Origin of the sequence: Ralstonia sp. ASV6, from assembly GCF_016429285.1 — a bacterium.
GTDB classification, from domain to species: Bacteria; Pseudomonadota; Gammaproteobacteria; order Burkholderiales; family Burkholderiaceae; genus Ralstonia; species Ralstonia flaminis.
Genome location: NZ_JAELUI010000143.1, coordinates 1 through 13888 on the forward strand (window position 1 = coordinate 1; position 13888 = coordinate 13888).

The following is a 13888-nucleotide window of genomic DNA, read 5'->3' on the forward strand; positions in this document are numbered from 1 at the left end:
GTCCACGCCCTTGCGGATCAACGGCTCGCCGCTCTTGCCGATGATGCGCGTGAGCGCCTTCGACAGCCCGGCTTCGTTGTGCGTGGCGACCAACTTGCCCGTCAGCAGCAGGCCCCAGGTAGCGGCGTTCACGAACAGCGACGGGCTCTGGCCCAGGTGCGAGTGCCAGTTGCCGTTGCTGATCTTGTCGCGGATGAGTGCATCGCGCGTGGCCTTGTCCGGAATGCGCAGCAGCGCCTCGGCCAGGCACATCAGCGCCACGCCTTCCTGGCTCGACAGGGAGAATTCTTGAATCAGGCCCTGCACCAGCCCTTCACGGCCGGTGCCGACCTTCTGCGTACGGAGCTTGCCGGCAAGATCACGTGCAAGCTGCTTGGCTTCCGAGGCGAGCGCGGCCGGCAGGCGGGCCTGCTCCAGCAGCATCGGAATGGCTTCGGTTTCCGGCCGGCGATACGCGGCGGTGATGGCGGCGCGCAGCACCGATTGCGGTTGCACGCTCTGTGCGAATTCGAGGAACGGTTGCACCGCGGGCTCCTCACCCTCGTGCACGTCCGAGACGGCTGCGGCGGCGGACGGGAGGCCATCCGCCGCCGGGCCGTTTGCATCATTCGGCAGCTGCCCCCGCTCCACTTGATCCAGATACGTGAAGATCGCCTGCTTGATCAGCCAATGCGGCGTGCGGTCAATGGACTGTGCGACGCGCTTGAGGCGTTCACGCGAAGCATCGTCCAGCTTGACCCCGAGGGTGGTTGTAGCCATGTGGGTTCCTATCCGTAGCTGCCATTGCCAAAGCTTGTGGCCGGCAAATCGGAGCGGATCATACGCCCGGGGGATTCGAAGGTGCAACCTAGTAAAACCCCTTGCATCGAAGGGGGTAGATTTGGTGCAACCGCACGTGACGCGTGCTTGATTTTAGGGCAGTTGGCGGCCTTTGGTGGTGCGTGTTGGCGTCAGATCCGCAGCGGATCGATCTCCAACTGCCACCGCACGCCTTTCACGGTCTTCGTAATCTCACCAAACCGCTCGGTCCACGCAGACAACAGCTTCTGCAGCGCGGCGCGAGAGGCCGATTCCACCAGCAGTTGCGCCCGTTCGCGGTTGGCCAACCGCACCATGGTCATCGGCACCGGATCATGCAGAAACACCGGCGCCCCCAGTTCTGCGACCAGGGTTTCGCCCAACGCCCGCGCGGCCGCCAGAAATTCCAGCGCCCGAGCCACTTCCTTGTGCTCGGTGGTCAGCAGCGCCTGGTACGCAAACGGCGGCAACCCCGCCTGCTTGCGCTCACGCAAAAGCTGCCGCGCGAAGCCGCCATAGTCGTGCCGCACCAGCGCCTGCAACGCGGGGGCGTCCGGATAGCGCGTCTGGATCAGCACCTCCCCCGCCAGCCCGGCGCGGCCCGCGCGTCCCGCCACCTGCATCAGCGAGGCAAACAAGTGCTCCCCGGCGCGAAAGTCATGCGAGAACAGCGATGGGTCCGGCGCGACCACGCCCACCAGCGTTACGCGCTGGAAGTCGTGCCCCTTGGCGACCATCTGTGTGCCGATCAGGATGTCGACACTGCCTTCGTGCACGGTGTCGAACAGGGCCTCGGCGCTGCCCTTGCGACGCGTGGAATCGGCGTCGATACGGGCAACGCGTGCCTGTGGGAACAGCTCGCCCAATGTCTCTTCGATGCGCTGCGTGCCGCGCCCGAGCGGGGCGATATCGACATTGCCGCAGTCGGGACAGTGATGCGGGATGCGCGATTCGTAACCGCAGTGGTGGCAGCGCAGGCGCCGCTCCGGCTTGTGCAGCACCAGGTACGCCGAGCAGCGCGGGCAACCCGACAACCATCCACACGCATCGCACGACAACACCGGCGCATAGCCCCGGCGGTTGAGGAACAGCAGGCTCTGCTCGCCGCGTGCGAGGCGATCGGCAATCGCATCGACCAGCGGCTTGGACAGTCCATCGCGGATTTCGCGCCCGGCGCGACGCTCCAGCGTCAGGTCGATGAGCGACACACGCGGTAGCACTGCCTCGGCCTGCGCGCGCTGGGACAGTGTCAGGCGCGTGGTGGCGCCTTGCTCTGTGCGCCACCACGTTTCCAGCGACGGCGTGGCAGAGCCCAGCACGACGGGGATGTTGCGCTGCTTGGCCCGCCACAGCGCCAGATCACGCGCGGAGTAGCGCAGGCCCTCCTGCTGCTTGTAGGACGTGTCGTGCTCCTCGTCGACGAGGATGAGCGCCAGGTTGGGCAGCGATGCCAGCATTGCCAGCCGGGTGCCGAGCACGATGCGCGCCTCGCCGCGATGCGCAGCCAGCCAATTCAATGCGCGCGGCTGCTCGGCCAGGCCGCTATGCAGCGCGGCCATGGGCACGCCGGGAAAACGCGCGGCGATGCGCGCCTCCAGTTGCGGCGTCAGGTTGATCTCGGGCACCAGCATCAGCACCTGCGCGTTGGCGTCGCGCGCCAGGGCATCGGCGATGGCGTGCAGGTAGACCTCGGTTTTGCCGCTGCCGGTCACGCCGTAGAGCAGGAACGGGCTGAAGGTGCCGCTCGCCCCGCCCTGTGCAATGGCAGCCACGGCGCTCGCCTGCTCCCCATTCAGCGCCGGCGCGACGGAGGGCACCGGCAATTCCAGCGGTTGCGGCAGCAGCGCCTTCGGCCGCTGTTCTAAGCGCAGCCAGCCGACGGCGGCCCAGTCGCGCAGCTTGGCGACCGCCTGCCCGTGCAATGCGACGGCGGCGCTGGTGGAAAGCTCGCCGTCGCCGGTCAGCGCTTCGGCCAGCCGCATGGCGCCGGTCGCGCGCTTGGGCACGCTGTCGAGCAACGCGGTGCCGACGGTCGATGCAGGCTCCTGCATCACATAGACGGTTTCGGTGGCTTGGCGCGCGAGGTTGTCCCAGCTGCCGGGCGTGCGCCACAGCGGCGGCAGCGCTGGCAACGTCACTTCGCCCAGGGCGCGGTGGTAGTAACCGGCGGCAAAGTCTGCCAGCGCGCACCATTCGGCATTGAGCGGCGGCACCCAATCGAGCACGCGCTCCACATCGCGCAGCTTGTCTTGCGGCACGTCGGTGGAGGTGGCGGTTTCCATCACCAGTGCCACCACGCGACGGTTGCCGAACGGCACGACCACCAGTTGCCCCGGCAACACCGGCTGCGCACACCGGTAATCGAACACGGCATCGAGTGGCGTGTCGATGACCACCCGCGCAATGGCGGCCGCAGTCTCGGTGCCTGCCGCGGCATCGGGAAACACGGTGTCGGCTTGTGCAGTGGTCATCCGAGAGGCAAACGGTTGAATTGCAAAGGAATTGTTGCGGTGCAGCGGCGCATCATGCACCTAGCAAAAGCGCGGCGCCCGTCTCACCTTGCCCGCACAGTGATTGCCGTGTCTGGTTCAATGTTCAAGTATCACTTGAGGTTTGTGCAGTGGCGCCCTGATCGGCGGCTGGTTTTTCGGTCTATCCACACAGGCTGTGGATAACTTTGTTGAAAAGTCGTCCGCAGCGCCCTGGAAAGCCGATGAATCCGCCATTTTTCTGGCTTGCGCGATTTCGTCGCACTCGCCATTCCCTCAAAAAAATCAAACACTTATGCGATGGGCGCACAAACCCGACTGTGTTGCGCCGCGAGAAAAACCAGCCGCAACAGCTTTGTGCATAAGTCAAGTCTTGACAGTTAAGTTACGCACCAAAGTGCGCGAAATAAATCGCTTGACACCCCCTTGGGGCCAATCTGCGCGCCCAGGCATGCGAGTAGACGCTCACCCTCTTTGCACCAAAGCGGCGAGCGTTTCACCCATGGGCTCTGCTCCGCGCACTGCGATGGCTCAATTCAAACGCCATCGCACTGCAGCATGCCGCTGTTATGCGGCTTTTTTGCGCAGTGCACGACTGAAGCCATGCACCTCGTCCACCAGCACCGTGACAGCCTCGGGCGGCGTGAACTGCGAAATGCCGTGGCCCAGATTGAAGATGTGGCCGTCGCTGTCGCCACTGGCGGCGTAGTCTTCCAGCACACGGCGGACTTGCGCGCGAATGGCCTCGGGCTCGGCAAACAGCACGGTCGGGTCCAGGTTGCCCTGCAGGGCGACACGGCCGCCGGTGCGCTGGCGGGCGAGTTGCAGGTTGACCGTCCAGTCCACGCCCAGTGCGTCGGCGCCGGTTTCAGCCATGGCTTCCAACCACAGGCCGCCGCCCTTGGTGAACAGGATGACCGGCACGCGCTGGCCATCGGCCCCGGCGCGGATGCCTTCCACCACACGCTGCATGTAAGCCAGCGAGAACTGGTGGTAGATGCCATCGGCCAGCGCGCCGCCCCAGGTGTCGAACACCATCACGGCCTGGGCGCCGGCCTCGATCTGCGCGTTCAGATACTGAATCACGGCCTGCGCGTTGATCTCCAGGATGCGGTGCATCAGGTCCGGGCGCGCGTAGAGCATCGACTTGACGGTACGGAAGTCATCCGAGCCGCCGCCTTCGACCATGTAGCAGGCCAGCGTCCACGGGCTGCCCGAGAAACCGATCAGCGGCACACGCTGGCGGCCGTCCTGCACGAGTGCGCGGCGGATTTCCGCCACGGCGTCAAATACGTATTGCAGCGACGACATGTCCGGCACCGACAGTGCGGCCACATCCGCTTCAGAGCGCACCGGTTTGGCAAAGCGCGGGCCTTCGCCCTGCGCGAACGACAGTCCCAGGCCCATGGCGTCGGGCACGGTCAGGATGTCGGAGAACAGAATGGCCGCGTCCAGCGGATAGCGGTCCAGCGGCTGCAGCGTCACTTCCGTCGCATACGCTGGCGACTTGGCCAGGCCCAGGAAGCTGCCTGCGCGGGCGCGCGTGGCGTTGTACTCCGGCAGGTAGCGGCCCGCCTGGCGCATCAGCCACAGCGGCGTGTAGTCGGTGGGCTGGCGGCGCAGGGCGCGCAGGAAGGTGTCGTTGGCGAGCGGTGCGGACATGGCGTTGGACTCTTTATGAGGGCGCCATTGTAAGGGATGGTGTTTTTATCCCGGGCTGATCCACGCCAATACTCGGCACAGCTCAGGGTACCTTTTGCGTATCTCCCGCCCGCTGCGGCGGCAGCTTGATCGCCATGGACTTGAAATCCGGGCTGGTAGTCAATGTGCCATGCACCACTCCGCGCGGGATGACGATCAAATCTCCCGCCCGCACCTCACGTGGCGCGTTGTCGAGCCAAACGGTGGCCGTGCCTGCCATGACGTACTGAATCTCGTCCGAATACGTATGCGTGTGCTTGGCGACCGTACCCACCTGAATGCCCACGGTGCCGTTGGCGGCGTTCACCAGCGTCTTGGTGCGCAGCGTGCCCATTTCGGCAATGACGGGGCCAATCTCCTCCGCCGTCATGCTGCCCATGTTGATGAGCTGTGGCGTAAGCGGCGGCGGTGCCGGCGTTGCAGCAGGTGCTGAAGCTTGCGCAAAAGCGCCGGTGCACCCGGCACATGCAACGGCGACAGCCACACGCATGACAGCAACTGGACGATGACGATGCATGATGCCTCCTCTTAGTGCGGCAACGCTTGGCGAATCGGTGACCAATCCGCGGCGATTGTCGCACCGGCGCGCCGGCACCGAGACCTAGGGCGATTCCCGAGAGCGCGCCGTGACAAGGCGGTGGCTCAGCCCATGCGCAGCTTGAACAACCCCACCGTGCGCGCCAGGCCCTGCGCCTGTTCGTTGAGCATCGCCGATGCAGCCGTCGATTGCTCCACCAGCGCCGCGTTCTGCTGCGTGGCCTGGTCCATCTCGGCAACGCTGCGGTCGATCTGGCTGATGCCGCTGCTCTGCTCATGCATCGCACCGTCGATCTCGCCGATGATGCGGGCGACACGCTCGATGCCGGACACGATCTCCTGCATCGTCGCGCCGGCAGCCTGCACGCGCTGCGCGCCGGTCTTCACGCTGGCTTCGGACGCCTGGATCAGGTCCTTGATTTCGCGCGCTGCGGTGGCGCTGCGTTGCGCCAGCGTGCGCACCTCACCGGCCACCACGGCAAAGCCGCGGCCGTTCTCGCCGGCACGGGCGGCTTCCACGGCTGCGTTGAGCGCCAGGATGTTGGTCTGGAAGGCAATGCTGTCGATCACGCCGATGATCTCGGTGATGCGTGCGGAGGACTTGGCAATCTCGTCCATCGTGCTGACGGCACTGGAGACCACCTCGCCGCCACGCGTGGCGGCATCGCTGGCATCACTCGCCAGGCGCGTGGCCTGCACGGCCGCATCGGCGGAGTTTTTTACGCTGGTGGTCAGTTCGGTCAGCGCAGCAGAGGTTTCCTGCAGGTTGCTGGCCGAGACTTCGGTGCGGTTGGAAAGATCGCGGTTACCCATTTCGATCTCGCCGGTGGCGGACTTCATGCTGTCGACGCTGGCACGCACTTCCAGCAGCACTTCGCCAATCTTGTCGATGAAGGTATTGAATGCCGCGCTGATCTGCGCGACCTCGTCATTGCCGACCACGGGCAGGCGGTGCGTCAGGTCTCCACCGCCAGAGCCGATCGTCTCCATTGCATCGCGCACCTGCGACAGGCGGCGGAACGACTGCGACGTGAAGAATGCGGCGATCCCCACGGCAGCCAGCGTCAGCAGCACCATGGCCACGGCAAGTGCTTTCACAACGTTGCGCAAACCGGCGGTGGCCTCGGCCTTGTCCAGGGCGATCACCAGATACCAGTCGGTGCCCTGCACGGCCTGCGCCTTGAGCAGCTTGGGCGCACCCGCGAGTTCGAGTTCGAGCGGGGCGGAGGCCTTGGCAAGGGTTGCCAGCGCATCGGCGTTGAGCGAAGCGGCCACGTCAGTCACCGGCTTGAGCATCAGCTTGGCGTCGGGGTGGGCGATCACCTGGCCGTCCTTGGCAACCACGAAGGCGAGGCTGGACGGCGTCGGATGAACAGCAGCCACCACCTCGCGCACGCCATCAAGCGGCACAGCACCCGAGATGGCACCGGTCGTTTCACCGTTGTGCACCAGCGGCGCGGCAAACGACACGTACTGCACACCGGTCGACACATCGCCGTAGGGCTTGGTGACGGTCAGCTTGCCGGCTTCAATGGCCTGCTTGTACCAGGGCCGCACCGTCGGGTCGTAGTCCTTGGGCGTAGTGGAACTGGTGGAGAAGAACGTCTTGTCGGTCCAGCCGATGGTGATGATCGGGAAGCCGTTGGCGTTACCCATGTGCTTGCCAAAGCCCTGCGGGTCGCCGTGCTCGACCACCTCGGCGGTTGCCTTCACAGCCTGGGCCTTGGCGGCGACCCACTTGTCGATGGCGAGCGTGTTGCCGCTGGCGATGGCCGCGAGGTTCTGGTCGATGGATTCCATCGTATTGCTGCGCACGATGGAGTACGTGGCGGCGCCAGACAGCGCCAGAGCGCCGATCACGGTGGCCGACGAGATGAGGAGAATGCGGGTCCGAAGAGAGGAGATCATGATTCTTCTAGGTGGAATGTCCTGCGTGAATCAGACTGCGTGCTGCATACAGCGCTCGGTGCTACCGTTGCGCCCTGCAGAACGCCTAGTCCTTCCGGCGGTCGAGGGCCACTGAGCAAGCTACGGCACGGTGTGCGCGAACTTGAGGGCACCCAGGCCGCCCATCCGAGGGGGCGGCTGCTATAACGAGACAACTCGCCGGACAACCTGCTCGATCCTCCCGTCCTTGCCCAGGCACATCGGCAAAACGATGCCGAGCCTGCACGCTCTCTCCACGAACCGCATGAATGACGTCATCCATATCGACCCCGCCACGGGTGAAATCACCTTGGGCGGCTTTTGCCTGACCCCGCAAGCGCTGCCGGATGCCCTGCCCGCGCGTTTCGTTGTCGGACCGCGGCGGCCGGTGCTGGTTGAAGGCAAGGCCGTGCCCTGTCAGTTCGCCACGGCCGCCGTGCTGGACGACATCACCCCGGTAACAATCAATCTGCGCTTTGAGTCCGGCGCGCTGGTGAGCACGTTCCTTGAGCTGGTCCAGCCGGCCAGCTACAACGACATCACGGCAGCCGAACAACGCCACCGCAAGTGGATCGCCAAAAAGCTGGGCAAGGACCCGGGCGCCATGACCATCTACCCCTGGGGCAGCGCGGGGGTAGCGCAGGACAGGAACGGCGGCGTGCACATCTATCTGCATAACCGGAACAACACCTGGGCACGCTGAACGGGTTGTAAGAGACGCTTCCGTCAGCCCTAATTGCCGCGCCATTGCGGTTGCAGTACCGTCGCTGCGTCCCCAATGGCGCCAGGAGCCTGACGCGATGGCCGTACTGTTCACCATCCTGAAGATTGCCGTCGTGATCGTGCTGGTGTCGTCACTGGCCGAGGCGCTTGCGCTGTCGCTCCTGCGCGGCTGGAGCAACTACGACTGGAAAGCCGCCGCTGTGTCGGTGGTCGATTTCCTGGTACGCGAGTACCCACTACGCTGGCTGGTACCGATGGCGTTCTGGTTGCACGGCCTGGACTGGGTCTACCAGCACCGCCTGTGGACCCTGCCAATGGACAACTGGACCGGCTGGGCCGCCTGCTTTCTCGGCCAGGAGTTCTGCTACTACTGGTACCACCGCGCCGCGCACCGCGTGCGCTGGTTCTGGTGCACCCACGCCGTCCACCACTCGCCCAATGATCTGAACCTGTCGGCCGCCTACCGCTTCGGCTGGACGGGCAAGCTGACCGGCACCCTGCTCTTCTTCTCGCTGGCGCCGCTGCTGGGCATGCCGCCGCGCATCGTGCTGATGCTGCTGTCGCTGAACCTGCTGTACCAGTTCTGGATTCACGCCACGTGGATCCCCCGCCTCGGCCCGCTGGAGTGGTTCCTGAACACGCCGTCGGCACATCGCGTGCATCACGCCTCCAACCTGGAATACCTCGATGGCAACTACGGCGGCGTACTGATCATCTTCGACCGCCTGTTTGGCACCTACATTCCCGAGCGCAAAGAGGTGCCCTGCCGTTACGGTCTGGTGCACCCGATGCGCACGTACAACCTGCTGACGATCGAGTTCAGCCAGTGGCGCGGGTTGTGGCAGGACCTGAAGACGGCCCGCTCAGCGCGCGACGTGTTCGGCTACCTGTTCCGCCCGCCCGGCTGGCGGCCCGATGGCAATGGTGAGACCACGGAGGACCTGCGCCGCCGCGCCGCGCTTACCGAAGGATTCCTGCCAAGCACCTCTTCTGGGCCAGGCGAGCGGGCCGTTGCGTCTTCGTGACACCCCCTCCTTCAGCCCCCGAGGCACCCCAGGGTGGTTTCTGCTAGCCTCAAGCGCTGCATTCATCATCCCCACCGTTCACTCACACCATGCCGATCACCCTTCGCCGCTCGTGGCGCCATACCACTGCTGCGGCCGCCATTGCCACCTTGCTGCTCGCCTGCCATGTCACCACATTTGCCGCACCGGTGGTCACCGATCTGCCTGTCAAGCTGGGCGACTCGGTCGATGACGTCAAGCGCGCGCTGGGCACCTCGCTCGATCCCGAGCAGATGGACCAACTGGCCCCGAACCTGCCCAAGAAAAAGCAGTTGCGGCTCAAGACGAAGGGCATTTGGGTGTTCTTTGAAAAGGACCGCGTCACGACCTACCGCGTAGATGCGCCGTTCAAGGGCAGCGTGGGTGGCGTCCATGTCGGCGACGATGTCGTCACGCTCACCAAAGTGCTCGGGAACCCCGTCAAGACCGGAATGTTCGGCAACAAGACGACCTACACGTATTATTTTGACGACGTGACGACGACGGATTTCGTACTGAGCAACGACGTGATCGAAACCATTTTCTTCATTAAGTAGGTCGCACCGCTCACGGCATACGCAGCACCTGCGCGAGGTGCCCGTACACCGTCGCAATCCGCCGCAGATGGCGCGACTCCGGATGCGTCAGCAGCCATAGCTCTGACTGGTTTGCGTCCCGCAAATCGCGCAGCAGCACCAGATCGCTGCGCGCCTGCGCCATCACCACCGGCAGGATGGCGATGCCCGACCCCATCGCCACCATTTCAGCCGCGATCTGCAGGCTGTTGACGAAATACGTGGGCACTACCTTCGGGAAGTGCCGCTTGCGCCAAGCCACCGAGGGGTGCTCCGGAATCGCATCGTCGATGGCGATCCACGGCGCACGGCCCGCCTCCACATCGGCATAGGTGATGCCGCGATCGCGCCCCGCATACAGCCCCACGCGAATCGACCCCAGGTGCTTGCCGACCAGATGCTGCGGCGGGCGGCGGGTGGCGCGCACGGCGATGTCGGCATCGCGCCGAGTCAGACTCGCCAGCTCGTTGCTCACGCGCAGGTCATAGGTCAGGTTCGGGTGCTGGGCCTGCAACGCCTGCAACGCGGGCGCCACCAGGCCGACCAGGATGGTGTCGGTGGTGGTGATGCGCACCGTGCCCGACACCTGATCCGGCGCGGCGTGCACGGCAGAGCGTGCATCCTCCAGCGCGGCCTCCACCTGCTCCGCTCGCTCGGCCAATGACTGCGCCAGATCGTTGGCCAGATACCCCGTGCGTGAGCGCGCAAACAGCGATTGCCCAAGCCCCCGCTCAATGCGCTGCAACGATCGGAACACGGTGGACGCATCCACGCCCAGCCGATCGCCCGCCGCCGCCAGCGTGCCGGTACGCGCCATCGCCAGCACGACTTCCAGATCGGCGGCGCTCAACCTGTATTGCGTTTCTGCATGCATGGTTTTCTCTATCGCTTATTTCATTAGCGTGCACGCAATCCTACAGTGTCGACACCGCTGCCGCTGGCATTCCATCGCAGTCGGCAGCCTCCCAACCTGATGGATGAGAAAACGATCATGAAGCTCTATTACTCCGCCGGCGCATGCTCGCTGGCCGTGCACATCGCCCTGCGTGAAGTGGGCGCCAAGTTTGACGTGACCTCGGTCGACCTGACCAAGCACCTCACCGCCGACGGCACGGATTTCTACACGATCTCCCCACGCGGCTACGTGCCGCTGCTGGAGCTGGCTGACGGCTCACGCCACACCGAAGCCGCCGCGCTGCTGCAATACGTGGCTGATCTCGACCCGACCCAGGCGTTCATCGGCAAGGCCGGCAGCGCACGCCGTCTGGCGGTAATCGAATGGCTGACCTTTGTCAGCACCGAGCTGCACAAGGGCTTCGGCCCGCTCTGGTACAAGGACACGCCCGACGTCACGCGCCAAGGCGCCAAAGACAAGCTGGCCAAGCGCCTTGCTGAACTGGATGCCCGTCTGGCCAAGCAGCCGTATCTGGCGGAGGACTACAGCATGGCCGATGCCTATGCCTTCACGGTGCTGAACTGGGCGAACTTCCTGGCGCTGCCGATGGGCGCGTATCCGAATGTGCAGGCGTACATGGCGCGTGTGGGGGCACGGGCCGCGGTGCAGGAGGCGATGAAGGTGGAAGGGCTGGTGAAGTAAATGGCGCGCAGCTCAGTCACCTGAGCGTTCCATCGCGCTGGGCTGTGCGCTTGGCACCGTGCGCGGCTGCAATGCACGGTGCAGCGCCAGCCCGATGATTGCACCGATGCATTCAGCGGCAATGAAGCCCGGCACGCTCGATGGCGCGATACCGGCAAAGCCGTTGCTGAACATCCGCCCGAACGCCGCGGCCGGATTGGCAAACGAAGTTGACGCCGTGAACCAGTAGGCGGCGCCGATGTAGGCAGCCACCATGGCAGACGCCTTACCCTGCGGCGCGCGCAGGATGACCAGCAGCAAACCGGCTGTCGCCACGGCTTCGGCCATCCATTGGCCGGGGCCGCTGCGCAGCTTGGTCGAGAACTGGATGAGCGAGAGATCAAACATCGCGTGCGCCAGCCATGCGCCCAGCACGGCGCCAACGAGTTGCGCGATCACGTACGGCACCAAGTCAGTCAGGGGCAACTCACCTTGCACCACCATCACCGCACTGACTGCCGGATTGAAATACGCGCCGCTCGTCGGGCCGAACACCTCGATCAGCACGTAAAGACCGCCTACCGTGGCGGCCGTGTTGGCCAGCAGCGCAATCGCCACGTTCCCGCCAGCCAGCCGCTCGGCCATGATGCCCGAGCCGATCACGACGGCCAGCAGCAGCGCCGTTCCCAATGCTTCGGCAAGCAGGCGGGTTCGCAGGTCAGCCATGGCGATCAGCTTTGCGAGATGCAGTCGAGGTAGGCCTGCAGCTCGGTGTTGCTCAGCGTGTCGAGCGGCAGCATCAGCAGTTGCAGCATGCGGTAGCCGATGGCCTGGCGCGTCATCTCGAAAGCGTGGCGCTTGCCCTCATCACCGCCCGGCGCGTTGGATGGGTCCGCATAGCCCCAATGCACCTTGACCGGGCTGCCGGGCCAGTACGGGCATTGCTCGGCGGCGGCGCTGTCGCACACGGTAATGACGACGCGCATCTGCGGCGCGCCCTCGGCGACAAACTCATCCCAGCTCTTGCTGCGATAGCCCACCGTATCCACCCCCGCGTTGGCGAGTGCTTCCAGCGCGAATGGGTTGACGCGGCCGCTTGGCGCACTGCCCGCGCTATAGGCGCGCACATCTTTGTTCAGCATGCGTGCCCAGTGATTCAGCATGCCCTCGCCCAGTACGCTGCGCGCGGAGTTGTGGGTGCAGAGGATCAAGACGTTGGTGGTCATCGACAGGCAGGCTTCAACATTTGCAGGCAGTGGGCGTGGTGTCGAGGCAGGCCTCGCCCTGGCAGCAGTTCTCGGTCAGGAAGCCGAGCAGCGCGCTCATGTGAGCAAACGCGGCCCGATAGATCAGGTTGCGGCCGTCGCGCTCCTGCGTCACGAGCTGTGCGTGCATCAGCTCCTTCAGATGAAACGACAGCGTGGCGCCCGGCACGTCGAGTTGCTCGGCAATGGCACCCGGCGTCAGCCCCTCGGGCCCAGCGACTACGAGCATGCGGAACACGCGCAGACGCAAATTGTGCGCAAGCGCGGCCAGGGAGCGGATAACGATGTCTTCTTCCATATTTCCAATATAGTGGAAATATGGAATCCAAACAACCTTGACCTCGGTAGTACGTTGGAAAGCGCCCTCACCACATGGCTCCCACAGGGCCTGTCTGTCGCCATCTGCCATGCAGGAGCCCCCCCTACTCTGCCCAACGTTTGCGGAACGTCTTACAACACATCGCCTTGTTGTAGATGGGCTCTATCAGCGCGGCATGCCGCGTTGTCACGCGTGCATCGCTACAATTTCGGGTTTCGCCCTTCGCTGTCCGCAGGTCTTCCCATGTTCAAGCACGCTGTTCTGGCCCTGGCCGTTGTCGCCGCAGGCTTACCCGCTCTCGCTCGCGCTGAGGTTCGTGGAGCGGGATCGACCGCCGCCGCACCGGTCTATCGTGTCTGGTCGGCGGGGTATGCCGCGTCGTCGGGCATCACGCTCAGCTACGATGCCGTGGGCTCGGGCGAAGGCATCAAGCGTATCCGCGCGGGTTCGGTGGATTTCGGTGCGTCAGACGTGCCCCTGTCTTCGGCCGATGCGGCCAAGGCGGGGCTGGTGTGCGTGCCGTCCGTGGTGACGGGCGCGGTGCCGTTCATCAACGTGCCGGGCGTGGCGCGCGGCCAGCTCAAGCTGACGGGCGAAGTGCTGGCCCATATCTTCCTCGGCAAGATCGATAGCTGGGACGCGCCCGAGCTGCGCACGCTGAACCCCGGCATGGCGCTGCCCAAACTGAAGATCCGCCTCGTGGTGCGTGCCGATGGCTCGGGCACCACGTACCACTTCACCGATTACCTGAGCGCCGTCAGCCCCGACTGGAAGACCACCTACGGCACCAAGTCGACGATCGCCTGGCCGGCTGACACCATCGGCGCCAAGGGCAGCGGTGACGTGGTCAAGGCTGTGCAGGCCACCCCCGGCGCCATCGGCTATGTCGACTACAACTATGTCCTCGACAACGACCTGAACGCCGTGCAGTTGCGC

General features: G+C 64.9%; 13 protein-coding genes and 1 pseudogene. 5 read left to right on the forward strand and 9 right to left on the reverse strand.

The annotated features are described in order from the left end of the window. From JHD73_RS22430 to JHD73_RS22450, 5 genes and pseudogenes are all read right to left on the reverse strand, one after another. Positions 1 to 759: pseudogene (locus JHD73_RS22430) on the reverse strand (trifunctional transcriptional regulator/proline dehydrogenase/L-glutamate gamma-semialdehyde dehydrogenase); the annotation flags it as partial. 191 nt (positions 760 to 950) lie between these two features. Beyond that, on the reverse strand, positions 951 to 3269 hold the full coding sequence (locus tag JHD73_RS22435; protein ID WP_199032396.1) for a primosomal protein N': 2319 nt from the start codon (positions 3267 to 3269) through the stop codon (positions 951 to 953). A gap of 585 nt (positions 3270 to 3854) precedes the next feature. Beyond that, a complete protein-coding gene (hemE, locus tag JHD73_RS22440; protein WP_199032397.1) occupies positions 3855 to 4949 on the reverse strand; it encodes a uroporphyrinogen decarboxylase in 1095 nt (364 codons plus the stop codon). 82 nt (positions 4950 to 5031) lie between these two features. After that, positions 5032 to 5505, reverse strand: a complete 474-nt coding sequence (locus tag JHD73_RS22445; protein WP_199032398.1) for a cupin domain-containing protein — start codon at positions 5503 to 5505, stop codon at positions 5032 to 5034. Between the two features lie 125 nt (positions 5506 to 5630). Next, positions 5631 to 7433 (reverse strand): methyl-accepting chemotaxis protein, encoded by a 1803-nt coding sequence (locus tag JHD73_RS22450; RefSeq protein WP_199032399.1) that lies wholly within the window; start codon positions 7431 to 7433, stop codon positions 5631 to 5633. Positions 7434 to 7716: 283 nt separating this feature from the next. On the opposite strand from JHD73_RS22450, the gene JHD73_RS22455 reads away from it, so the two are divergent. From JHD73_RS22455 to JHD73_RS22465, 3 genes are all read left to right on the forward strand, one after another. Further along, positions 7717 to 8154: a hypothetical protein gene (locus tag JHD73_RS22455; RefSeq protein WP_199032400.1), complete on the forward strand. Its 438-nt coding sequence runs from the start codon at positions 7717 to 7719 to the stop codon at positions 8152 to 8154. Between the two features lie 97 nt (positions 8155 to 8251). Further along, positions 8252 to 9199, forward strand: coding sequence for a sterol desaturase family protein (locus JHD73_RS22460; RefSeq protein WP_233177112.1), 948 nt, complete (start codon positions 8252 to 8254; stop codon positions 9197 to 9199). Positions 9200 to 9288: 89 nt separating this feature from the next. Beyond that, a complete protein-coding gene (locus JHD73_RS22465) occupies positions 9289 to 9774 on the forward strand; it encodes a hypothetical protein (protein ID WP_199032401.1) in 486 nt (161 codons plus the stop codon). A gap of 10 nt (positions 9775 to 9784) precedes the next feature. On the opposite strand, the gene JHD73_RS22470 is transcribed toward JHD73_RS22465, so the two are convergent. Next, positions 9785 to 10666: a LysR family transcriptional regulator gene (locus JHD73_RS22470; protein ID WP_199032402.1), complete on the reverse strand. Its 882-nt coding sequence runs from the start codon at positions 10664 to 10666 to the stop codon at positions 9785 to 9787. 117 nt (positions 10667 to 10783) lie between these two features. Here JHD73_RS22470 and gstA point away from each other — a divergent pair, with 117 nt between their 5' ends. Continuing rightward, positions 10784 to 11389 carry a glutathione transferase GstA gene (gene gstA / locus JHD73_RS22475; protein ID WP_199032407.1) on the forward strand — a complete coding sequence of 202 codons (606 nt, stop codon included), beginning with the start codon at positions 10784 to 10786 and terminating at the stop codon, positions 11387 to 11389. Between the two features lie 12 nt (positions 11390 to 11401). On the opposite strand, the gene JHD73_RS22480 is transcribed toward gstA, so the two are convergent. The 3 genes from JHD73_RS22480 to JHD73_RS22490 are packed head-to-tail and all read right to left on the reverse strand — an operon-like array spanning position 11402 to position 12931. Further along, positions 11402 to 12094, reverse strand: a complete 693-nt coding sequence (locus JHD73_RS22480) for an MIP/aquaporin family protein (protein ID WP_199032403.1) — start codon at positions 12092 to 12094, stop codon at positions 11402 to 11404. Between the two features lie 5 nt (positions 12095 to 12099). Further along, positions 12100 to 12594 (reverse strand): arsenate reductase ArsC, encoded by a 495-nt coding sequence (locus JHD73_RS22485; RefSeq protein ID WP_199032404.1) that lies wholly within the window; start codon positions 12592 to 12594, stop codon positions 12100 to 12102. A gap of 13 nt (positions 12595 to 12607) precedes the next feature. Further along, positions 12608 to 12931, reverse strand: a complete 324-nt coding sequence (locus JHD73_RS22490; RefSeq protein ID WP_199032405.1) for a helix-turn-helix transcriptional regulator — start codon at positions 12929 to 12931, stop codon at positions 12608 to 12610. A 264-nt stretch (positions 12932 to 13195) separates the two neighbouring features. Here JHD73_RS22490 and pstS point away from each other — a divergent pair. Next, the coding region (gene pstS, locus JHD73_RS22495; RefSeq protein ID WP_199032406.1) for a phosphate ABC transporter substrate-binding protein PstS at positions 13196 to 13888 on the forward strand (693 nt) is incomplete at its 3' end.